The 22,061-nt window shown below is 61.3% G+C and carries 14 protein-coding genes and 1 pseudogene; 3 read left to right on the top strand and 12 right to left on the bottom strand.

The window, feature by feature from the left end; all coding sequences use genetic code 11:
• Positions 1-10 precede the first annotated feature (10 nt).
• The 7 genes from J3P88_RS14155 to J3P88_RS14125 form a co-directional block, all read right to left on the bottom strand.
• A complete protein-coding gene (locus tag J3P88_RS14155; RefSeq protein ID WP_272971873.1) occupies positions 11-136 on the bottom strand; it encodes a hypothetical protein in 126 nt (41 codons plus the stop codon).
• A gap of 173 nt (positions 137-309) precedes the next feature.
• Positions 310-489, bottom strand: coding sequence for a hypothetical protein (locus tag J3P88_RS14150; protein WP_018611529.1), 180 nt, complete (start codon positions 487-489; stop codon positions 310-312).
• 156 nt (positions 490-645) lie between these two features.
• The gene (locus J3P88_RS14145; protein WP_434575987.1) at positions 646-1,821 is read right to left on the bottom strand and encodes a lactonase family protein; all 1,176 of its coding nucleotides are present in this window, start codon (positions 1,819-1,821) and stop codon (positions 646-648) included.
• On the bottom strand, positions 1,808-2,104 hold the full coding sequence (locus J3P88_RS14140) for a DUF5629 family protein (protein WP_186704884.1): 297 nt from the start codon (positions 2,102-2,104) through the stop codon (positions 1,808-1,810). The genes J3P88_RS14145 and J3P88_RS14140 overlap by 14 nt, the downstream gene beginning before the upstream one ends.
• 237 nt (positions 2,105-2,341) lie before the next feature.
• On the bottom strand, positions 2,342-3,922 hold the full coding sequence (locus J3P88_RS14135; protein ID WP_434575985.1) for an aldehyde dehydrogenase (NADP(+)): 1,581 nt from the start codon (positions 3,920-3,922) through the stop codon (positions 2,342-2,344).
• Positions 3,923-3,934: 12 nt separating this feature from the next.
• A complete protein-coding gene (gene araD1, locus J3P88_RS14130) occupies positions 3,935-4,927 on the bottom strand; it encodes an AraD1 family protein (protein WP_434575983.1) in 993 nt (330 codons plus the stop codon).
• Positions 4,928-5,133: 206 nt separating this feature from the next.
• Positions 5,134-6,456, bottom strand: a complete 1,323-nt coding sequence (locus J3P88_RS14125) for an MFS transporter (protein ID WP_434575981.1) — start codon at positions 6,454-6,456, stop codon at positions 5,134-5,136.
• A gap of 193 nt (positions 6,457-6,649) precedes the next feature.
• Here J3P88_RS14125 and J3P88_RS14120 point away from each other — a divergent pair, with 193 nt between their 5' ends.
• The 3 genes from J3P88_RS14120 (at position 6,650) to J3P88_RS14110 (ending at position 14,153) form a co-directional block, all read left to right on the top strand.
• Positions 6,650-8,386, top strand: coding sequence for an IlvD/Edd family dehydratase (locus J3P88_RS14120; protein WP_434575979.1), 1,737 nt, complete (start codon positions 6,650-6,652; stop codon positions 8,384-8,386).
• Positions 8,387-8,640: 254 nt separating this feature from the next.
• A complete protein-coding gene (locus tag J3P88_RS14115) occupies positions 8,641-9,366 on the top strand; it encodes a FadR/GntR family transcriptional regulator (RefSeq protein WP_434575977.1) in 726 nt (241 codons plus the stop codon).
• 113 nt (positions 9,367-9,479) lie between these two features.
• Positions 9,480-14,153: a dermonecrotic toxin domain-containing protein gene (locus J3P88_RS14110; protein ID WP_434575975.1), complete on the top strand. Its 4,674-nt coding sequence runs from the start codon at positions 9,480-9,482 to the stop codon at positions 14,151-14,153.
• A gap of 297 nt (positions 14,154-14,450) precedes the next feature.
• Here the strand turns inward: J3P88_RS14110 and J3P88_RS14105 are convergent.
• The 5 genes and pseudogenes from J3P88_RS14105 to J3P88_RS14085 all read right to left on the bottom strand — a co-directional run bounded on the left by J3P88_RS14105 (position 14,451) and on the right by J3P88_RS14085 (position 22,037).
• Positions 14,451-16,824 (bottom strand): annotated as a pseudogene (locus J3P88_RS14105) (efflux RND transporter permease subunit).
• 43 nt (positions 16,825-16,867) lie between these two features.
• Positions 16,868-17,920 carry a WD40/YVTN/BNR-like repeat-containing protein gene (locus J3P88_RS14100; protein WP_434575973.1) on the bottom strand — a complete coding sequence of 351 codons (1,053 nt, stop codon included), beginning with the start codon at positions 17,918-17,920 and terminating at the stop codon, positions 16,868-16,870.
• Positions 17,921-18,278: 358 nt separating this feature from the next.
• The gene (gene pepN / locus J3P88_RS14095; protein WP_434575971.1) at positions 18,279-20,936 is read right to left on the bottom strand and encodes an aminopeptidase N; all 2,658 of its coding nucleotides are present in this window, start codon (positions 20,934-20,936) and stop codon (positions 18,279-18,281) included.
• Positions 20,937-20,949: 13 nt separating this feature from the next.
• Positions 20,950-21,780 (bottom strand): DUF2797 domain-containing protein, encoded by an 831-nt coding sequence (locus J3P88_RS14090; RefSeq protein ID WP_186704875.1) that lies wholly within the window; start codon positions 21,778-21,780, stop codon positions 20,950-20,952.
• Complete coding sequence (locus J3P88_RS14085) at positions 21,777-22,037, bottom strand: YeaC family protein (RefSeq protein ID WP_030142618.1); 261 nt, start codon at positions 22,035-22,037, stop codon at positions 21,777-21,779. The genes J3P88_RS14090 and J3P88_RS14085 overlap by 4 nt, the downstream gene beginning before the upstream one ends.
• Between the last annotated feature and the right edge of the window lie 24 nt (positions 22,038-22,061).

Genomic DNA, 22,061 nt, shown 5'->3' with positions numbered 1-22,061 from the left:
TCTGATCCAATCAGTCGCCCAACAAGCTCAACAATCGCTCACGGGCGACTTCCAGCTCACCGGGAACGGGCTGGGCCGCCGAGACAATCGGGGTGGAATAGAGGAACAGCAGCATCACTGCCAGACGCATCGCCATGGTGTCGATCCTTATTGGTAAGGAGTCAATTAACGAGCGTCAAATTTAAACACATGGCCATGTGATATCACAACGGTGATTTTCAACCCTACGCACGAAGCCTGCGATCTTTTCTCTCCCCCGGGATCCAGGTAGGAAACGAAAAGATCGCAGGCTTCAAGGGTCAGCATTATTCAGTGTTGGGTCTTGTGGTCCAGCGCCGCATAGAAGTTGGCGCTTTGTTGCAGGTACTTCTCGGTGTAGCTCTGGGTGCGGTTTTTCTTGTCACTGATCTCGATGCTGGCACTGGCTGGCAATGCCACGGTGGCGGAGATGGCGGAAGCGGCGATCACGGAAAAAAGATTCAGGTTCATGGCGGTAATCCTCGGATTCAGTTGGCTGATTTGCCCGGTGGGGCCGTGAAGCAAACTTACGCGCCGAGGCGTCTCGCCTTGAAATGCTTTGTAATACTAGCGACTATCAGTCTTGTTGATACAACGGCGAAGGCCCCTGAAATCGGGGCCTGAGCGTTATTGACCCACCAGGAATTTCACATCGCTTGGCGCATCCATGGGCAGTTTCTGAACGGTTTTGCCCAGCAGGCCGGTCTTTGGGTCGCGCTCGATAACCACGATCTGGTTGCTTTTCTGATTGGCGACCAGGACGAATTTTTCGCTTGGATCGAGACTGAACTCCCGGGGGTGATCACCCTCGACGGAGCGTCGTTGCACTTCTTTCAAGGTGCCAGAAGCCGGGTCGACAGCGAACACCAGCATTTCGTTGGTGGTGCCACGATTGCTGACGTACAGGAACTTGCCGTCCTTGGACGCATGCAACGCTGCCGCTGCCTTACCCGGCTGGGGTTTGCCGTCGGCCAGATCGACTAGCTGGCGCTGGGTCAGGCGGCCGTCCCGGTAATCGAATACCGCGACCTGGGCGCTCATTTCCATAGTCAGCCAGGCGTGCTTGCCATCGCCACTGAACAACAGATGGCGCGGCCCGCTGCCCGGCGGCAACTGCACGAAGGGCGGATCGGCAGGCGTCAACGGCAGTTCGGGATTGGCCTTGGGGTTGTAGCGGTAGACAAACACTTTGTCCGCCCCCAAGTCATTGGCGAACACATAGTTGCCGTCTGGTGACGGCACCGCGGAATGTACATGAGCGGATTTCTGCCGCTCGGGATTGACCCGGCTCGGCTGATGGCTGCCCGATTGGACCACTGGCGCCAGCTTGCCGTCCGCCCCCACCGGCAGCACCACCAAAGTGCCGCCCGGGTTTTCCAGCACGGAATAGTTACTGACCAACAAATGCTGGCCGTCGTGGCTCAAGCTCGAATGGGTCGGTTCGTTGCCCAGGGATTGCATTTGGTTGATCAGGCTGATGGCATGGGTCTTCGGGTCGATGGCGTAGCTGCTGACCTTGCCCACCGGGTCTTCCTGGCCCGGCCCGTTTTCGTTGACCACGAACAGCCGGGTCATGTCCTTGGACAGGGTCAGCCATGAAGGGTTGTCTGTCTTGATCACTTGCAACGGGTTGGCGTCGATCTGGCCGGTGCGGCTGTCGAACTGCAACCGGTAGATGCCTTGGCTCTGGCCCGCCGTGTAGGAACCCACCAACAACTGGTGGTGCTCGCTGGTGTCGGCCTGGACGCCCATGGCGCCCACGCTGCCGGCCATCAACAAGGGCCAGAAACTACGCATCTTCATGATCGGAGTCCTCATCGTCGTGGCCGCTGGTGGCTTCCACGCATTCCAGGTGGTGATCGCCCGAATCGCTGGTGATGATCCAACGCTTCAGGGCTTTGTCGAAGGTCGCGGCCTGCATCTGCGCCGGTGTGAAACGCCAATGTTCGAGGGTGCGGCCGTTCATGCACTCGACGTGCAACTGATCTTGCTCGTCGAGGGAGAAATCGAATGCATGCAGCCCATCGATAATCAGCATGTCGCAATGTTCGAGGGCGTGCAGCAGGGTGTCGGTTACGGCAGTCATGGTGATCAGTCGGTCATTGGGAAAGTGCCATGATAACTCAATGTGGGAGTGGGCCTTGGGCCATAAGGTTCGAAAGCAACTTAGACTGGTAGATCGCCTTCGCGAGCAAGCCCGCTCCCACAGTTGGATTTTCAGCGAACACAAATTTTGCATTCACTAGAGATCCCCTGTGGGAGCGGGCTTGCTCGCGAAGAGGCCGACACATTCAACTTGAATGCATCTGCCTCACCGCAACCCTCAGAGCGCCTCGCGCCCCGGCACCCCATCCACCAACCGCTGGATCCCCAACGGGTTGGCGTTCTTCAGTGGTTCCGGCAACAGGCTGTCCGGGTAGTTCTGGAAGCACACCGGACGCAGGAAGCGATCGATCGCCAATGTACCCACCGAGGTGCCACGGGCATCGGACGTCGCCGGGTAAGGCCCGCCGTGCACCATCGAATCACACACCTCGACGCCGGTTGGATAACCGTTGAGCAAGATGCGGCCGACCTTCTGCTCCAGCAACGGCGTCAGTTCGCCGAACTGTTCGAAATCTGCCGGTTCGCCAATCATCGTCGCGGTGAGTTGGCCGTGCAGGCCGTTCAGCGCGGCGGTCAGTTGCGCCTGGTCGGCGACTTCGACAAACACCGTGGTCGGCCCAAAGACCTCTTCTTGCAGCGCCTCGTCACCGTTGATCAACAGGCTGGCGTCGGCCTTGAACAACTGCGGCTGGGCCTGGTTGCCCTGTTGATCGCGCCCGGCCAAGTGTTCGATGCCCGGGTGCGCCAGCAGCTTTTGCAGGCCCTTGCCGTAGCTTTGCAGCGTGCCGGCGTTGAGCATGGTCTGGGCAGACTGGTCGCCGATCAGCGCGGCCACCTGTTGGGTGAAGGCGGTGAACTGCGGCGAGCGAATGCCGATCACCAGGCCCGGGTTGGTACAGAATTGGCCGCAGCCCTGCACCACCGAGGCGGTCAGGTCGCGAGCGATGCTTTCGGCGCGGGTTTCCAGCGCCTGGGGCAATACGATCACCGGGTTGATGCTCGACATTTCGGCGAACACCGGGATCGGCTGGGGCCGCGCGGCCGCCATGTCGCACAGGGCACGCCCGCCCTTGAGGGAACCGGTGAAACCCACGGCCTGGATCGCCGGATGCTTGACCAGCCATTCGCCGACGCCACCGCCATAGATCATGTTGAACACACCGGCCGGCATCGCGGTTTTCTCGGCGGCGCGAATGATCGCGTCGGCGACGTGTTCTGCCGTGGCCATGTGGCCGCTGTGGGCCTTGAACACCACCGGGCAACCGGCGGCCAGCGCCGCTGCGGTATCACCACCGGCGGTGGAGAATGCCAGGGGGAAGTTACTGGCGCCGAACACCGCCACCGGGCCGAGGCCGATGCGGTACTGGCGCAGGTCCGGACGCGGCAGCGGCGTGCGCTCCGGCAAGGCGCGGTCAATGCGCGCGCCGTAGAAATCACCACGACGCAGGACCTTGGCGAACAAACGCATCTGGCCGCTGGTACGCCCACGCTCGCCCTGGATCCGCGCCGCTGGCAGCGCGGTTTCACGGCAGACCACGGCGACGAAGTCATCGCCCAAGGCGTCCAGTTCATCGGCAATGGCTTCGAGGAACTCGGCCCGACGCGCCGCACTCAGGCTGCGATAGGTCGGGTATGCCGTGGCAGCGGCCTTGGCGACGGCATCGACTTCTTCGGCCGTGGCCTGGACGAATGCATGGGGCAAGGCCTCGCCGGTGCTGGCGTCGACGCTCTGCAGGCGGGTCTGGCCGGCCGCGCTGCGCGCCCCGCCGATGTAGTTGTGGCCAAGGATCTGGTTCATCGCAAGTCTCCTTTAAAGTGTGCCGATAGTACCCGGATTGAACACCGCGTCCACCGGGGCAATACCGTTGACCAGCGGCGCGCCGAACTCCGCCTGGCTGATTTCGAACACATCCCCCGGCTGGGTGCGGATGCCATCGGCGAACGACAGCGTCGCGGTGCCGAAGAAGTGTACGTGGACGTCCCCCGGGCGCAGGAACTGACTGTATTTGAAGTGGTGGAATTCCAGGTTTTCGAGGCTGTGGCACATGTTCGCCTCGCCGCTGAGGAATTCGTTCTGCCACAACACTTCGCCGTTGCGCAGGATACGACTGGTCCCGGACAGATGTTGAGGCAGTTCACCCACGCGAAGTTCCGGGCCAAAACTGCAACTGCGCAATTTCGAATGGGCCAGGTACAGGTAATTCTTGCGTTCCATCACGTGGTCGGAAAACTCGTTGCCCACGGCAAAGCCCAGGCGATACGGCTTGCCATCGTGACCGATGACATACAGGCCGCTGATTTCCGGCTCTTCGCCGGCGTCTTCGGCGAACGGCGGCAACGGAAACGGCTGGCCCGGACGGACGACAATGCTGCCGTCGCCCTTGTAGAACCATTCCGGTTGCACACCGGCCTGCCCGGGCTGGGGTTTACCGCCCTCCACGCCCCACTTGAAGATGCGCATGGTGTCGGTCATGGTCGCTTCGTCACCGGCCTGTTGGTGCATCTTGTCCCGGGCCGAGGCACTGCCCAGGTGGGTCAGGCCGGTGCCACTGACCAACAGGTGCGCCGGGTCCGGGTGATCCAGCGGCGGCAGGATGCGCAGCTCACCGAGCAACTGCGCGTAGTCATGGCTCGCCCCCAGGCCCAGGCCGTTGACCTGCTGCTCAAGCTTCACACCCGCCTCGATGGCCGCCAGCGCCAGCTCGCGCACGGTGCCGGCGCCCTGCACTTCGCGCACCTGATCGCCCTCGACCACACCGACGCGGCGTTCGCCGTTACTCAATTCGAACTGAACTAAACGCATATCTTTCTCCTTGTAAGCAAAACTTGAATAGGCGTAGCAGGCTTTTGTGGCGAGGGAGCTTGCTCCCGCTAGGGGGGCGAAGCACCCCCAACTCCAGGCGCCGCGTTCATTCAGGCAAAACACAGCGCGTGTTTTGCGACTGCTGCGCAGTCGAGCGGGAGCAAGCTCCCTCGCCACAAAAGCTCTCGTCCACAATTGCAATAAGTTCAGGTACGTGTCGCTCCCCGGGCGCTGGCGGCAAACTGATCCGGCGGCAACACATGCTTGCGCTCCAGCAGGCGGTAGACCACGCCCGTCAACACCAAGCCAAACACCATCACACAAGACAGGAAATACAGCCCTGAAGCCAGGTTGCCGGTGTACTCCTTCAGCGCACCGATCACGAACGGACCGATGTAGCCACCCAGGTTGCCCACCGAGTTGATCAGCGCGATGCCCGCCGCCGCACTGGCGCCGGCAAAGAACCGTCCCGGCAAGGTCCAGAACACCGCCGTGCAGGAAAACAGCGCGAACGCCACCAGGCACAGCGCCGCCAATTGCAACACCGGCACCGACAACCAGGCGCTGAGGAACAGGCCGATGGCGCCCAGCACGTACAACACGGCCAGGTGACCGTAGCGGTCGTTCAAGCGGTCGGAACTGCGGGGAATGATCAGCAGGCCGACGATGCCGAAAATGTAAGGCACCGATGACACGAAACCGGTTACCAGATCGCTGCCGCCGAACTGCTTGATCAGCGTCGGCAACCACAGGCCCAGGCCGTAGATGCTCAAGGTCACCGGCAGGTAGAACAGCGCCAGCAGCAACACACGCTTGTCCTTGAGGGCATGCAGCGGATTGCCATGGCGGGTCTGGCCGTATTCCTCCAGGTCTTTTTTCAGCTCACCGGCCAGCCAGTCCTTCTCGGCCTGGTCCATCCATTTCACTTGTTGCGGGCCATCCGGCAGGTAGCGCAGCACCGGCCAGGTCAACAGCACTGCCGGCAGACCGATGACAATGAACAGCCATTGCCAGCCATGCAGGCCAAGGATCCCGTCCATGCCCAGCAAGCCGCCGGACACCGGGCCGGTGATCATCATCGCGATGGGTTGGGAGAGAATGAACAGCCCCAGGATCTTGCCGCGATGGCGCACCGGGAACCATTGGGTGATGTAGTACAGCACGCCCGGGAAGAACCCGGCTTCGGCCGCACCCAGCAAAAAGCGCATCACATAGAAGCTGTATGGCCCTTGCACGAAGGCCATGCCGATGGTGATGGCGCCCCAGGTAATCATGATCCGGGCGAACCAGCGCCGGGCACCGAAGCGTTCCAGCATCAGGTTGCTGGGGATTTCCAGCAGGAAATAACCGATGAAAAACAGCCCGGCGCCCAGGCCGTAGGCCGCGTCGCCGATGCCGATGTCGGCGCCCATGTGCAGCTTGGCAAAGCCCACCGCAGAGCGGTCCACGTAGGCGATCAGGTACAGCAGGATCAGGAAGGGAATCAGTTTGAGGGTGATGCGACGAATAAGCCGCAGTTCCTGGCTCATGGGACCGGTCTCCGATTGTTGTTGTTATAGAACCTCGGGGGATTTCTCTCGCGAATGACCGCCAGGACAATCCCTCCGTTGAATCGGACTATATAGTAATACTATTTACCCAACAACACTTCCAAACCGCACAAATTGCGCTTATGTTACGCTTCAGCTAGAACAATATAGTCATACAATAAGAGAATCGATCATGTCTGATAAGAAACCCTCCCTGCGCTCGGCCCAATGGTTTGGCACCGCCGACAAAAACGGCTTCATGTACCGCAGCTGGATGAAAAATCAGGGCATCGCCGACCATCAGTTCCACGGCAAGCCGATCATCGGTATCTGCAACACCTGGTCGGAGCTGACGCCATGCAACGCGCACTTCCGGCAGATCGCCGAGCACGTCAAGCGCGGCGTGATCGAGGCCGGGGGCTTCCCCGTGGAATTCCCGGTGTTCTCCAACGGCGAATCGAACCTGCGGCCCACCGCCATGTTGACCCGCAACCTGGCGAGCATGGACGTGGAAGAGGCGATTCGCGGCAACCCCATCGACGGCGTGGTGCTGCTCACCGGTTGCGACAAGACCACCCCGGCGCTGCTGATGGGCGCCGCCAGCTGTGATGTACCGGCCATCGTCGTGACCGGCGGGCCGATGCTCAACGGCAAGCACAAAGGCCAGGACATCGGCTCCGGCACCGTGGTCTGGCAATTGAGCGAGCAGGTCAAGGCCGGCACCATCACCATCGATGATTTCCTCGCGGCCGAGGGCGGCATGTCCCGCTCGGCCGGTACCTGCAACACCATGGGCACGGCCTCGACCATGGCGTGCATGGCCGAAGCCCTCGGCACTTCCCTGCCCCACAACGCCGCGATTCCGGCCGTGGACGCCCGTCGTTATGTATTGGCCCATATGTCCGGCATGCGTGCGGTGGAAATGGTCCGTGAAGACCTGAAACTGTCGAAGATCCTGACCAAGGAAGCCTTCGAAAACGCGATCCGCGTCAACGCGGCCATTGGCGGCTCGACCAACGCGGTGATCCACCTCAAGGCCATTGCCGGACGCATCGGCGTGCAACTGGACCTGGACGACTGGACCCGCATCGGCCGTGGCATGCCGACCATTGTCGACCTGCAACCGTCCGGGCGCTTCCTGATGGAAGAGTTCTACTACGCCGGCGGCCTGCCCGCCGTGCTGCGGCGCCTTGGCGAAGCGAACCTGATTCCCCATCCGAACGCCTTGACCGTCAACGGCAAGAGCCTCGGCGACAACACCAAGGACGCGCCGATCTACGGCCAGGATGAAGTCATCCGCACCCTGGACAACCCGATCCGCGCCGACGGTGGTATCTGCGTACTGCGGGGTAACCTGGCGCCATTGGGCGCGGTGCTCAAGCCTTCCGCCGCCACGCCTGAGCTGATGCAGCATCGCGGCCGTGCCGTGGTGTTCGAAAACTTCGACGAGTACAAGGCACGGATCAACGACCCCGAGCTCGACGTGGACGCCAACTCGATCCTGGTGATGAAAAACTGTGGGCCGAAGGGTTATCCGGGCATGGCCGAGGTGGGCAACATGGGCTTGCCGGCCAAGCTGCTGGCCCAGGGTGTGACGGACATGGTGCGGATTTCCGACGCACGCATGAGCGGCACCGCCTACGGCACCGTAGTGCTGCACGTGGCGCCGGAAGCCGCCGCCGGCGGACCGTTGGCAGCGGTAAAAGAAGGCGACTGGATCGAGCTCGACTGCGCCAGCGGCCGCCTGCACCTGGACATCCCCGACGCGGAACTCGCCGCGCGCCTGGCCGACCTTGCGCCACCGCAGCAGCTGTTGGTGGGTGGCTACCGCCAGCTGTACATCGACCATGTGCTGCAAGCGGACCAGGGCTGCGACTTCGACTTCCTGGTGGGCTGTCGCGGCGCCGAGGTGCCGCGTCACTCTCACTGACCCAAATCTCCCTTATGGGAGCAAGCTTTGTGGGAGCTGAGCTTTTGTGGGAGCAGAGCTTGCTCGCGATAGCGGTGTAACAGACAGCAGAGATGTTGACTGGAAGTGCCTCATCGCGAGCAAGCTCAGCTCCCACAAAAAGCTCACTCCCACAATGGGTCTGTATCCAAATCAAAAATCGCATTAGCGACCCGCCATCGCCGCGCCTGCTATCATGCGCAACACTCCCCTCCCACAGGATCGCGCAGCGCCCCATGGATTACCGCAAACCCTCCGACCGCAAAAGCATGCACGCGCGCATCGTCCAGGAACTGGGCATGCAGATCGTCTCCGGGCGTTTCAAACCGGACGATAAACTGCCCGCCGAAGCCTTGTTGTGCGAAGAGTATGCGGTCAGCCGCCCGGTGCTGCGCGAAGCCACGCGAGTGCTGGTCGCCAAGGGCCTGGTGTATTCGCGTCCGCGGGTGGGGACGGTGGTCAAGGCCCGCCGTGAATGGCACATGCTCGATCCGGACGTCCTGCACTGGTTGATGCAGAGCAGTCCGCAGAACGAATTCTTCAGCCTGCTGACCAGCGTGCGCAGCATCATCGAACCGGCCGCCGCCGCCCTCGCCGCCCAGTTCGCCACCGACGAGGACATCGCTGCCATCAACGAAGCCTACCAGCGCATGGAGGCGGCCCCGACACCTGAAGCCCTGCTGCAACCGGACCTGGACTTCCACAGCCGCATCGCCGAAGCCACCCACAACGACCTGCTCGCCAACCTCTGCAACATGTTGTCGGTGGCCATCGCCGAAGCCCTCAAGCATTCCAACCAGCGGCCCAACCTGCATGAACTGGCGATGCCACGGCACAAGGCGATCCTCACTGCCATCGAGAACCGCGACGCCCTCGGCGCCCGCCATGCCACGCTGGTGCAACTGGACGATGCCCGCAGCGCGTTGAATGTAGTGCTGGGCAACGATCCCGTTCAGGCCTGACACCATCCTCGCTCAACGGGTGGTATCTATATACCGCCCACAGAAGACGGAAATCCTGACACTCGACGCTGGTCGTCATTCCGACGGCCACGCGTTCAGGAAAAGGATTTCTCATGACCTCACCCACCCCAGTCGACAGTCTCTCTGCGCTTGCACAAAATGTCAGTCGGCAATTCGCCGATCGTCCAACGTTCGCGCAGATCGCGCAGCGAACACTTGAGCAGGCCATCAAGGCCCAGTACCCGTCGCTGATTATCGACCTCTCCAAGACACGCCTCGCCGTACCGGATGCAACTGCCCGCAGCTGGAGTTTTCAGCCCTTCATGCCGCTGGTGCTCGATTACCTGGCCTTCGGTACGCCCTTGGATCTCAGTCCACGGGGCAACCTTGACTGTTATCTTTCCGACGTCCCTCCACAGCGTCTGTGGTCAGGCACTCAGAAACCGGACATGAAGGTCCTCGAAAAGCTATTGCTAGAGTTGCCCTGGCGTATACCGATCGTGCTGGAAGACGCATTGACCCGTTATTGGAACGCCGATATCAGCACCCACGCCACGCCCGCCAGCCGTTGGCAATGGCTCAGCGACACCCTCCATAACCTGTTGCAGATCCGCGCGCTGCAACAGCCAGGCCTCACTGAGCCGGCCCGTGAAACCCTGGATCAAATCGCCCGCTGGCCCGACCGTGCCGCACGTTTCAGCCGCAATACCTCTCCCGTCTACGCCTACAGCCTGGAAAGCACGCTCACCCAAGGCGCCAGCAGCACGATCCTGCCGAGCAACGATATCCTCTTGCTTCATTACACCCCTAACGGGCTCATCATCCTGCTTTGCAACCCTGGCAGCCCCGTGCAGTCCTTCGCTTCCATGGAAGCCTTCCATCACCATTGGCGTGAACAGATCGCCAGCCGCTACGTGGTCGATACCCTCACCTGCCGGCGCTACGAAATCAGCGGCAATGTGTTCGACACCCAAGCCGCCAGTATCCTGGAGCAGCAGCTGGCCGACTTGAAGGCGGTGCAATTGCCCTCGCGTATTGGCCTGCAAAGCCTCGACGCACTCTATGACGAGCTGAGTGGCCCGGCCCGTTATCTGGACGGCGCACCGCGCCTCACGCCTGAAACCTCGACACGACTCAAGCCACTGCTCCCCGACTGGTTGAAAAAGGCCTCCCTCGTCGACCAGACCCGGTTCCAGCGCTACAGTCTGGCGCTGGCCAGCGTCAAGAAGCGCGATCAGGGCCGAACCCATCTGAGTGACATCAAGGCATTCACGACAGACGCTTTACTCACCCAGATGCACAAGGCCAACGACAGCAGCCCGGCCAAGACACCCCCCAGCTACTTCCAACCCGACGATGTGGAACTGACTTTTACCGTCTCTGCAGGGTTCCCCGGAACGGCCGGCATCAGCGAGAAACGAACGATGAGCCTCACTCGGCTGGCCATCGACAATCTCGTCGCACGCCCCAGTGGACATGTGCAGCTCAGCCATCGCCAGGGCCTGGCGTTGCCTGTATGGCTGACGCTGGACTTCATTACTCGCAAGGACGGGCTGATCGAGCAAGTCGATATCGGCACCACATACCCTCGCTACCTGCAACAGGAGTTGTTGGGCGATTCGCTCCAGGCGCAGGAATATCAACGTATGTTTGCCGAGCAGATCCCGGCGCAGTTGCCCCTTGAGGCGCTGCTGGACATGCTCAACCAAAAAAATGGCATGACCCGCCAAGGGCTGCGACTGATCGAGGCGCTGCTGCAGCCCGACGCCGAGGGTCGGCAGGTGGACGGCCGCCCCGTGGTCATTCGGCACCTGGCTTTCCTGCGCAAGCCCCAGGCTCGCCCCGACCTTGTGACCAACATGTTCATCGTCGAAGCACAAGACATCAACACGGGGCCGCACCTTTTGTATCGCCCCTTGTATGCGCCCGCGTTGACGGAGTTCACTACCCGAGAAGCACTGTTGCAGGCTGTCGTCAGCGGTGGGGATTTGCAGGACAGCATCTTGACCTGGCTGTCCGACGACGCTCGCCCGGTCTATGCCAATGGTGGCTTCCTGGAACCGCACATCGTGCGTTTTTTCCAGGGCGACGAATTCAGTGCTCCTGAAAAACCCGCTCCGGCGACACTGGCTATGGACGGCGCCAATGATGAGTTGCTGCAATACCTGCATAAAGGCGAGTTGATGCAGTACCTCTACGGCTGCAATGCCCGGGCCCTGGTGACCCAGGCCGACCGATCCGCAGTGTCCAACAGCGAAAGCCGCTGGGCCGTGTACCTCAAGGGCGGCAGCCTGCTGTTCAACACCCTGTTGTTTCCGTTACTGCGTGGCCCAGCCATGGCCAGTGCCTGGCTATGGAGCCTGATGGCCAGCGCCAGCCAAGACATCCCGGCGCTGCTCAGTGAAGACTCGGCGACCCGTGAACTCGCCGCTGTCGACCTGTTGGTCAACCTGGTGATGCTCGTGGCTCAGCTTCCCTCGGCCGCAGTGCCCTCTCGCCCCGCCGTGCCCGTACGAGTCAGGGACCAGGCAATGCGTGCCCCCGCGCCGCGCCTCCTTGCCGAGCAATGGCCCGCGCCGGAACTGCCGAACATTCAGGAAGGCCCCATTGCCTTGCCCGGCGAACAATCCGTGGCCGCCAGCCGCACGCTCGACCTCAGCTTTGCCAGCGCCCGTCATCGACTGACACCGGAGCAGTCGGCCCAGTTGCGACGCATGCAGGTACCACGCCCCGCATCACTGCCCGAACCGATTGAAAATGGCCCGTTTACCGGCTTGTACGTCATCGACAACAAATGGCACGCCCTGGTGGACCGCAACCTGTATAGCGTCAGCACGGAATCGGACGGCAGTGTAACGATCGTCGATCCCCGGGCCCCGTCAGGAGGGGGACCACAGCTGCAATCGGACAATCAGGGCCATTGGTCGCTGGATTTGGGTTTGCGCTTGCGCGGCGGAATGCCTCCCAGACGAATGGCCGAACAGCGGCGCCTCAACGTAGAAAGAACAATCGAATTGGTTAATGAACTGAAGACGCACATGGCCCAGGAGGCCGAACGGCAAAAGGCCCTGGACGTAGCCCAACAGGTCATGGTCCGGCTCGAGCAAGACAGCACGTATACCGAGGAGCAGCGCGCGCCAAGACGCAAGGTGTTTTACGACCTGCTCAACGCGCAGACTGACGGTTACCTCAAACTGCTGGACAGCGCGCCGGAACGCGCCCGGTTGGGCATCGACCTACCCACCCCAAGCATCCGCGGGCTAATGGAGAATGTGATCAACAACGCCCGCAAGGCCTTCCTGATCGTTGACGCCGAGCATCGAGCCTTGATCATTGCTAATCGTCAATTCTCGAATGAGACTGCCACAGAGCTTGTGGTCGCGAATTTGCCTGGTTATCTGAAGTTCCTCGATAGCTCGAGTGAGCTCCTTGATCGTTCGATTCACTGGCTGGACCTCAAAGACGAATACCTGGAAAAACTACTGAATCTGGATTCCGCAGGCGCTCGCGCATACGAACGCCTCACCCGCGACCGACCGTTGGATGAGAGGAATTCGTTAGCATCAAAAGCCATGCAATTGTCGACACTGCCTATGCTGGCGATCAAAAACCCCAACGGCGATTTGCCCGATAGCCTGCGGCGCATCCTTGGTTCCGTGGCCGTACAGGTACGCTCGCACGCCGACCTGGACCTGTATGAACTCTCCCCGTCGGAACAGTTCGAGGTCCTGGAAAGCCTGAGCGAACAATACGGCAAGACGTTGGACGCCTTGCACGGCATAAAGACGCTTTACGCGGACGACATTGACGAATTTCATTTCGACCGGCTGCTGAAGGTGCTCGACAGTCTCTACCAGGACGCTTCCCGCCAACTGGCCGCCGCCGTCAAGCCTGAGCCCAACCCACGCAAGCGACCGCCCCAGCACACCGGAACGGCTACCGGGCGCCTTCGAAAAAAAGTGATCAATACCCGCAAAAACGGTGTGCTGATCGGTGATCTGAAACCAGCCGACGAGAGCATGCCGATCGACGTCGTCGAGCTGCGCTCCCAGGTCGAGGACACCGTGCTGGCGTCCTATTCGCGTCATGACGATGTCTGGGATGTCATCGAAGTACGCCGCCCAGCGCCCTCCCCAAGCACTCGACAGGTCAAGGCAATCAAGGCTGACGCCCAAAAACTGCTCGATGAATTGGATGAACGCTTGCGCCGGGCTGAAGGCTACAAAAAACGTTGCCGTCATCCTCAGGAAATCGAGGAGATCATGAACAACGAGGCGAGTAGATTCGCAAAACTGGCAGAGGAGTTGGATCGCGCCCTGATGTTGTCGAAAACACCGGCGACTGCCGCTGAACAGGCGCTGGTCAAACAGCTGGCAGATGCCATCACCCACCTGAAGGCCAAGGGCAGCGCCCTGCGCACCGAGCTGAGCCTGCAACTGCCTCCCACCGATGGCAACCTTCGCTACCTGTTCGAAAAGAACCTGATACAAGTTGCGCGACTGGGCGAACGCAAAGCCTTGAAAGGAACTCGCAAGGACTTCCTGCAGGAATACGCGATCAACGACCGTAACGGCTTCCCCCTCTGGTACGCGCACTTTCACTACGAAACCGCCGGGACACTGAAAGCCGATTACAGCGTCGCCCATCTCAAGACCAAGGAGCAGCGTCGGGAGCACTATCATTCGCTGCTCGCCAAGGCGGACAGCCCCTATGCGGTGGTGAACGTGCATCGCGGGCAGATTGGCAAATCCTTGGCCCGCGACAAGTTTCTGCCGTTGGCGCCCTGATGGTTCACTTCAAGCGGGTGTGATCGTGGCGAGGGAGCTTGCTCCCGCTCGGTTGCGCAGCGACCGCCCGAGGGGCCTGCTTCGCAGTCCAGCGGGAGCAAGCTCCCTCGCCACAGAGGGTGTGTTTAGGCAGGAATGATCAGTACCTGAGCGACAAAAAGCCTGTGGGAGCGAGCTTGCTCGCGATGGCGGACGGACATTCAACACCTTCATTGACTGTCACACCGCTATCGCGAGCAACCTCGCTCCCACATGGGGTCGCCACCAGGGCTGTGCCGGGCAGGTCCTGCCCATCCATCAATGGGCAAACAATGAATTGCCCTTCTGCCCCGCCAGCTTCTCGGGCTTGATCAGGAACCGCGCCAGTGCCGGCAGCAGCCACAGCGCGCCGAACATGTTCCACAGCAACATGAACGTCAACATCAGCCCCATGTCGGCCTGGAACTTGATCGCCGAGAAGATCCAGGTGCACACGCCAATCGCCAGGCACAGGCCGGTGAACAACACGGCTTTACCGGTGGATTTCAGCGTCTGGTAGTAAGCCTCCTGCAACGGCAAGCCGGCCCGCAGGAAACTTTCCAGGCGGCTGTAGATGTAGATGCCGTAGTCCACGCCTATGCCCACGCCCAGGGCCACCACTGGCAAGGTCGCGACCTTCACGCCAATGCCCATGAACGCCATCAATGCGTTGCCCAGCACCGAGGTCAGCACCAGCGGCAACACGATGCACAGCGTCGCCGCCCAGGAACGGAAGGTGATCATGCACATGGTTGCCACGCAGATGTACACCAGGATCAGGATGGTCAGTTCCGATTCCTTGATCACCTCGTTGGTGGCCGCCTCGATGCCGGCGTTACCGGCAGCCAGGATGAACTCCAGGCCCTCGCGGTTGTTGTCCTTGGCAAAATCCTGCACCGCCTTCACCGCGCGGTCCAGGGTCTCGGCCTTGTGATCGTTGAGGAACACCAGCACCGGCGCCAGGGAGCAACTGTTGTTGTACAGGCCATCGGCCCGGGCGATGGAGTTGTTCAGCACGTCAGGGTTGCGCGACAGGGTTTCCCATTTCAGGTTGCCCTCGTTCATGCCCTTGATCATTTGCTTGGACACGGTCACCAGGGAAATCGCCGACTGCACCCCCTCGGTGTTCTGCATCTTCCACATCAGCTCGTCGATCGGTGCCATGGCCTCATAGCGCGAGCAGCCTTCGGCCTTGGTCTTGACCATCACCACCAGCACATCGGAACTGGTGGAATAGTTGCTGATGATGAAATTGTTGTCCTGGTTGTAGCGCGAATCCGGACGCAGTTCCGGCGCGCCCTGGTCCAGGTCGCCGATCTTCAGGTTCTGGCTGTACCAGAGGCCACCGCCAAAGGCGATCACCGCCAGGGCAATGGACACCGGCGCAACCTTGGCGCTGGCGAAACTCGACAGCAGGCGCCAGAACGGGTGTTCACGGGTCGCGTCTTTCTTGCTGCGCTCGACCGCCCGCTTACTGATGCCGACGTAAGAGATCGCCACCGGCAGCAGGATCAGGTTGGTGAACACGATCACCGCCACGCCGATGGAGGCGCCGATGGCCAGCTCACGGATCACGCCGATGTCGATGATCAGCAAGGTGATGAAGCCCACGGCATCCGCCAGGATCGCGATCATCCCCGGCAGGAACAACTGGCGGAAGGTACGCCGCGCCGCCGTCAGGGCATTGTCCGCCTCGCTGGACTGCAAGGCGATGCCGTTGATCTTCTGCACGCCATGGGAAATGCCGATAGCGAAGATCAGGAACGGCACCAGCATCGAGTACGGGTCAAGGCCAAAGCCGGCCGCATGCATCAGCCCCAACTGCCAGACTACCGCCACCAGGGTGGTGCTCAGCACCGCAACGGTGCTGCGCATGCAGTTGGTAAACCAGTACAGCAGGACCAAGGTGATGACGAAGGCCACGCCGAAGAACAGCACCACCATGACCAGGCCGTCGATCAAGTCGCCGACTTTCTTGGCGAAGCCGACGATATGGATCTGCACATTCGGGTTCTGGGCTTCGAACTTGTTTCGAATCTTTTCTTCAAGCTCATGGGAGAACTTGCGGTAGTCGAGGGCGAGCAACTTGCCCTGGTCCTGCGGGTCGGGATAGGACTCCAGCAATGGGATATCGATGATGCTCGACTTGAAGTCGTTGGCCACCAGGCCCGACCTGGCCGGACTTGAGCACGTTGTTGCGCAACAGGTCGAGGCTGTCGGCCGAGCCGTTATAGCTCTGGGGGATCACCTCGCCGCCGGCGAAGCCCTCCTCCGTCACTTCGGTCCAACGCACGCTGGGGCTCCACAACGACTTGAGCCCGGAACGATCGACACCGGAGATGTAGAACACCTCGTCATGGATCTGGCGCAGGGTCTCCATGTAGTCCTTGGAGAAAATATCGCCGTTAGTGGCTTCCACGGAAATACGCACCGTGTTGCCCAGGTTCGCCAGGTCGTTGCGGTGCTCAAGCATCTTCTCGATAAAAGGATGCTCGAGGGGAATCATTTTTTCGAAACTGGTGGAGGGACGGATCAGCGTGGCCTGCCAGAACAGGAAAACGCTGACCAGCAGGCAAATGACGATTACTGCCGGGCGGTTGTTGAAAATCAGGCGCTCGAGAAACGTTGCCTTGTCTTGGTGATGACTGCTCATGGGGTCCGCCTTCTTGTTTTTATGCCCGTCTCGCAGGCCTGACTCATTTGCTCAGTTCGGCGCCGGTGGACGTGGTGGCGCGCACGCCGCCTTGCCCTGCCAGGATCAGGTTGCCATTGCCTGCCGCCGTGACGGCCGCCACGGAGATTCGGTCCGGGCGGTTGAACACGCTGAAGGTCTCGCCATCATCGGTGCTGCGCACCACGCTGCCGCCGTTGCCGACAATCACGATGGAACCGTCCGCCAGCAACGTGGCGCCGGACAGGCCGAACTCCAGCGTTCCACGGGCGGCCTTGAGCTCGACTTGCTCCCAGGTGCCGCCAAAATCGGTGGAACGGTACAGGTTGCCGCGCAAACCGTAGGCCAGCAGCGTCGAAGGTTGGGCGGTACCGATGACACCGAACAGCGAGCCTTCGTACGGGCCTTCGACCTTTTCCCAGGTCTGGCCCCAGTCGGCGGAGCGGAACATGCTGCCGGCCTCGCCGACAATGAACAGCCCGGCGTCTTTCACGGCCGCGATCGCATTGAGGTGGAACTGGTCTTCGTTTTCGAGGCGGTCGCTGGCGTCTTCCCAGTGCTTGCCGCCGTCGGTGGTCTCGTACAACGCGCCATACGCACCCACGGCAAAACCATTGCCGGCGTCCTTGAACCAGACATCCAACAGCGGCGCTTCACGGGTGAGGTCTTCGAATTGCTTGGTCCAGGTGCTGCCGCCGTCAACACTGGCGAGGATCTGCGCGTCGTGCCCCACCGCCCAGCCGTGCTTGTCGTCAACGAAAAAGACTGCGGTGAGCAGTTGGCGGGTCGGCACCTTGGCCTGAGTCCAGGAAGTGCCCTGGTCATCGGAATAGACAATGTGCCCCCGATCACCGACCGCCACCAGGCGCTGCCCGGCATGGGCCACATCAAGCATCAGGGTTTTGCTGGCCTTGGCCGATTCGACGGAATAGATGACATCGGACGTCGACGCCGCAACGGCCATCACCGGCGCCGACAACAGCGCAGAGCCCAGCAGCGACAGCGCCGAAGCCAGCAGCGCGACTCTGCGCAGCAGCGGCGGCCGGCAGCGGCCCACAGCCATGACAGGCTCATTCATAGACCTTTCCCCCATTATTATTGTTATGGCTTGGTACGTTGCCGGTCTTGGAGCATAGTCCTGAAACCTGCAATCTAGAGCCACTTCGGAAGCTGGCGTTATCCTATCGGGCTTTCGAAAGGTCTGACAATCGACGCCGCGTTATCTTTTGTTAACCGGGGGGATATCGATCAAGGGTGAATCAGAAGACATTCGTGAGGGTGATGGATGTGGCGAGGGAGCTTGCTCCCGCTGGAGGCCGAAGGACTCCCTGATCTTGGTTCGCACGCCTTCTCTGGCGAAATGAATCAAGATCGGGCCTGCTTCGCAGGCCAGCGGGAGCAAGCTCCCTCGCCACAAAAGGCAGCGCCAAGCCTGTTTATGCCAAGCTCTTGCTCACCACCTCGAACACATCGGCGGAAAGCCCGCCGGACGCGAGGATGCGTTCCAGCTCGGCTTTCATTAGCGCCTGGCGGGCGCTGTCGTATTTGCGCCAGCGGGTCAGCGGGGCCAGTTGTCGCGAGGCGATCTGCGGGTTGAAGCCATTGAGCTGGATGACCAGGTCCGCCAGGAAGCGATAACCCGAGCCGTCAGCGGCGTGGAAGTTGATCAGGTTCTGCCCGGCAAACGCACCGATCAGGGCCCGCACCTTGTTCGGGTTCTTGATGTTGAACGCCGGGTGCTCCATGAGCGCCTTGACCCGCGCCAGCCCACCCGGCAATGGGCTGCCGGCCTGGACGCTGAACCACTGGTCCATGACCAACGGATTGCCCTTGAAGTTTTCCGCGAACACTTCCAGTGCCTTGGCCTTCTCGGTCTCGAATGGCGAGTTGACCAGCACCGCCAGCGCAGTCAGGCGCTCGGTCATGTTGTCGGCGGTGTCGAATTGTTCCAAGGTCGCACTCAGCACTTCCGGCTTGTCGGTCAGCATCAGATACGACAACGCAATATTTTGCAGCGCGCGGCGGGCGAAATGCTCGGCCTCGGCCATGTATGGCGTGCGTTTCGACAGGTCGCGATTGGCTTCATAACGCAGCCACAGGCCTTCAAACAGGTTCTCGGCCAACTGCTGGCGGGCGAACTCACGGGCGACGTGGATCGCCTCGACGTCGGCCACTTCGCTGATTTCCGTCAGGTAGGCTTCGCTTGGCAGCGAGAGCATTTCCGCGACCATGGCCTGGTCCAGGGATTCGTCCGACAGTACGCTGCGCAGCGCACTGACCAGGCGCGGATCCAGCGTCAGGCTGGCGCCCTGCTGATGCTGGGCGATCAGTTCCTGCAACACCTGCACCGACAACTGCTGGCCGGCATCCCACCGGTTGAAGCCGTCGCTGTCGTGTTGCATCAGGAACATCAACTGGTCGCGGTTGTACGGGAAGCTCAGTTTCACCGGCGCCGAGAACCCACGCAGCAACGAAGGCAGCGGTTGTTCAGGGATATCGACGAAGGTGAAGGTCTGCTCGGCCTCGGTCACCGAGATGACCCGGGACGTACCGTTTGCCGCCGCTTCACCGGCCAGGCGCAACGGGATCTCGGCGCCCTGGCTGTCCAGCAGGCCAAGCTCCACGGGAATCACGAACGGCAGTTTTTCCATCTTGTCCGGGGTCGGCGGACAGCTCTGGCGGAAGGTCAGGCTGTAGGTCTTGGCGGCGGCGTCGTAGGACTCGCTCACCGCCAGGCGTGGTGTGCCGGCCTGGCTGTACCAGCGCTTGAACTGGGTCAGGTCGACGCCATTGGCATCTTCCATGGCCTTGATGAAATCGTCACAGGTCACGGCCTGGCCGTCGTGGCGCTCGAAGTACAGGTCGCTGCCCTTGCGAAAGCCCTCAGGCCCCAGCAACGTGTGGATCATGCCAACCACTTCCGAGCCCTTTTCGTACACGGTCAAGGTGTAGAAGTTGGAGATCTCGATGAAGCTGTCCGGGCGAACCGGGTGGGCCATCGGGCCGGCGTCTTCGGCAAACTGATGGGTGCGCAGGTAGGCCACGTCCTGGATACGCTTGACGGTGGCCGAGTTCATGTCCGCCGAGAACCCGGCGTCGCGGAACACCGTGAAGCCTTCCTTGAGCGACAGTTGGAACCAGTCGCGGCAGGTCACGCGGTTGCCCGACCAGTTGTGGAAATACTCGTGGGCAACGATCGCTTCGACCCGTTGGTGCGCGGCATCGGTGGCGGTTTCGGCGCGGGCCAGCACGGCGCTGGAGTTGAAGATGTTGAGGCCCTTGTTCTCCATGGCGCCCATGTTGAAATCGTTGACCGCGACGATCATGAAGATGTCCAGGTCGTACTCGCGCCCGTACACCTCTTCGTCCCAGCGCATCGACTTCTTCAGGCTGGTCATGGCGTGCTGGCACTTGTCGATGTTTTCCGGCTCGACATAGATGCGTAGCGCCACGGTGCGCTCGCTCAGGGTGGTGAAAGTGTCTTCGACGCACCACAAGTCACCGGCCACCAGGGCAAACAGGTAGGCCGGTTTCTTGAACGGGTCTTCCCAGGTCGCCCAGTGCCGGCCGTCTTCGCCGGGGCCGCTGGCAATCGGGTTGCCGTTGGACAGCAGCACCGGATAGCTGTGCTGCTCGGCCACCACGGTGGTGGTGAACTTGCTCATCACGTCCGGGCGGTCGAGGTAATAAGTGATCTTGCGGAACCCTTCGGCCTCGCACTGGGTGCAGAACATGCTGCCGGACTTGTACAGGCCTTCCAGGGCGGTGTTGGTTTCCGGGTGGATCCGCACGGTGGTGTCGAGCGTAAAGGCCTGGGCCTTGGGCTGCAACGTCAGGTGACTGTCGTCCACCTGATAGTCGCCCTGCCCCAGGTCGGCATCGTCGAGCTTGAGCGAGACCAGTTCCAGGTGCTGGCCATCGAGCACCAGCGGCGGCAGCCCGGCGCCGCGCTCGGGGTTGCGGCGCATCACCAGTTGCGCATGGACCAGGCTGTGGTCCTCGAACAACTCGAAGGTCAGGTGTGTTTCGTCGATCAGGTACTCGGGGGCCTGATAATCCTTGAGGTAAATCATCTTCGGTTGTTCGGTGCGCATGGGTCGAATCCTTCTACTGATGCACGGCGAGCTGGTAGGCCGTGTATTTACGAATGTTGATCACGCCGGTGTCGAAAATCAGGTACTGGCCCTTGATCCCCAGCAGCGTGCCCTCGGCGATCGGGTTCTTGTCCAGGTTGAAGCTGACGATCTTGGTCGGGTATTGCTCCACCGGATAACGGATCTCGATGGGTTCGACGTCCGCTATGGTCTGGATCGCTTGCAGGCCGAATCGTTCCTGCAAGCCCTGCAATCCCTGGGCGCAGCTGTCGAACAGCGCGTCGCGGATCGCCGGCAAATCCACCGCCGCCGCGTCGCCCTTGAGCAAGGCGCGCCAGTTGGTCTTGTCCGCTACCTGGCTGCGAAACAGGTCTTCGACGAAGCCCGACTGCTGGCGGGTGGCGACGCGCAGGATCGGCAGCGCCTGGCTCGCGCCCTGGTCGAGCCAGCGGGTCGGCAACTGGGTGGCACGGGTGATGCCGACTTTCACGCCCGAGGAGTTGGCCAGGTAGACCACATGATCGGTCATGCAGAACTGCTCGCCCCAGGCCGGATCACGGCACGTGCCGGCGTCGAAATGGCAACGCTCGGGGCTCATGATGCACAGGTCGCACTGGGCCAGCTTGGTCATGCACGGGTAGCAATAACCCTGGCTGAAGCTGGTCTTGGTCCGGCGCCCGCAATGGGTGCAGTGGATCGCACCGAGGTATTCCAGGCGGATCGTGCTGCCGATCAATGGATTGACCGGCACCTCGACCTCGCCCAGGCGAAAGGCGTATTGAACAGTCGGCCCGTCAAGGCGCGCCGACATCTTGCTGATTGCACCGCGGCCAATCTCGATCAATGGATGGCGTCCGACTTGAACAGGATATTCGGCACTTCGGTGGCTTTCGACTGGCACTCCTGCGGCCCCATGTAGCCGGTGCGCTCTTCTTCGGGCAGGTTCTGGATTTCCCAGGCGATCATCGCCTGCAAGGACAGTTCGCGCTGCTCGGCGGTGAGCTTGTTGCCATCGGCCCATTTACCGATTTCCACGGCAAGCTTCAGGCTGCGGTAGATGTCGGGGGTGATGTTCTGGATCATTTCGTTGAAGGAAGACATGGGTTCTCCGCGCAATCGCGCATT

It is taken from the genome of Pseudomonas sp. Z3-6, assembly GCF_051131985.1.
Classification (GTDB): domain Bacteria; phylum Pseudomonadota; class Gammaproteobacteria; order Pseudomonadales; family Pseudomonadaceae; genus Aquipseudomonas; species Aquipseudomonas zanjanensis.
This window is presented reverse-complemented; position numbering and strand designations above follow the sequence as displayed.

What these genes read in the sequence shown, in the direction of transcription:
- J3P88_RS14155 (WP_272971873.1), bottom strand. Translation starts at nt 136, where the DNA reads ATGGCGATGCGTCTGGCAGTGATGCTGCTGTTCCTCTATTCCACCCCG.
- J3P88_RS14150 (WP_018611529.1), bottom strand. Translation starts at nt 489, where the DNA reads ATGAACCTGAATCTTTTTTCCGTGATCGCCGCTTCCGCCATCTCCGCC.
- J3P88_RS14145 (WP_434575987.1), bottom strand. Translation starts at nt 1,821, where the DNA reads ATGAAGATGCGTAGTTTCTGGCCCTTGTTGATGGCCGGCAGCGTGGGC.
- J3P88_RS14140 (WP_186704884.1), bottom strand. Translation starts at nt 2,104, where the DNA reads ATGACTGCCGTAACCGACACCCTGCTGCACGCCCTCGAACATTGCGAC.
- J3P88_RS14135 (WP_434575985.1), bottom strand. Translation starts at nt 3,922, where the DNA reads ATGAACCAGATCCTTGGCCACAACTACATCGGCGGGGCGCGCAGCGCG.
- araD1 (WP_434575983.1), bottom strand. Translation starts at nt 4,927, where the DNA reads ATGCGTTTAGTTCAGTTCGAATTGAGTAACGGCGAACGCCGCGTCGGT.
- J3P88_RS14125 (WP_434575981.1), bottom strand. Translation starts at nt 6,456, where the DNA reads ATGAGCCAGGAACTGCGGCTTATTCGTCGCATCACCCTCAAACTGATT.
- J3P88_RS14120 (WP_434575979.1), top strand. Translation starts at nt 6,650, where the DNA reads ATGTCTGATAAGAAACCCTCCCTGCGCTCGGCCCAATGGTTTGGCACC.
- J3P88_RS14115 (WP_434575977.1), top strand. Translation starts at nt 8,641, where the DNA reads ATGGATTACCGCAAACCCTCCGACCGCAAAAGCATGCACGCGCGCATC.
- J3P88_RS14110 (WP_434575975.1), top strand. Translation starts at nt 9,480, where the DNA reads ATGACCTCACCCACCCCAGTCGACAGTCTCTCTGCGCTTGCACAAAAT.
- J3P88_RS14100 (WP_434575973.1), bottom strand. Translation starts at nt 17,920, where the DNA reads ATGAATGAGCCTGTCATGGCTGTGGGCCGCTGCCGGCCGCCGCTGCTG.
- pepN (WP_434575971.1), bottom strand. Translation starts at nt 20,936, where the DNA reads ATGCGCACCGAACAACCGAAGATGATTTACCTCAAGGATTATCAGGCC.
- J3P88_RS14085 (WP_030142618.1), bottom strand. Translation starts at nt 22,037, where the DNA reads ATGTCTTCCTTCAACGAAATGATCCAGAACATCACCCCCGACATCTAC.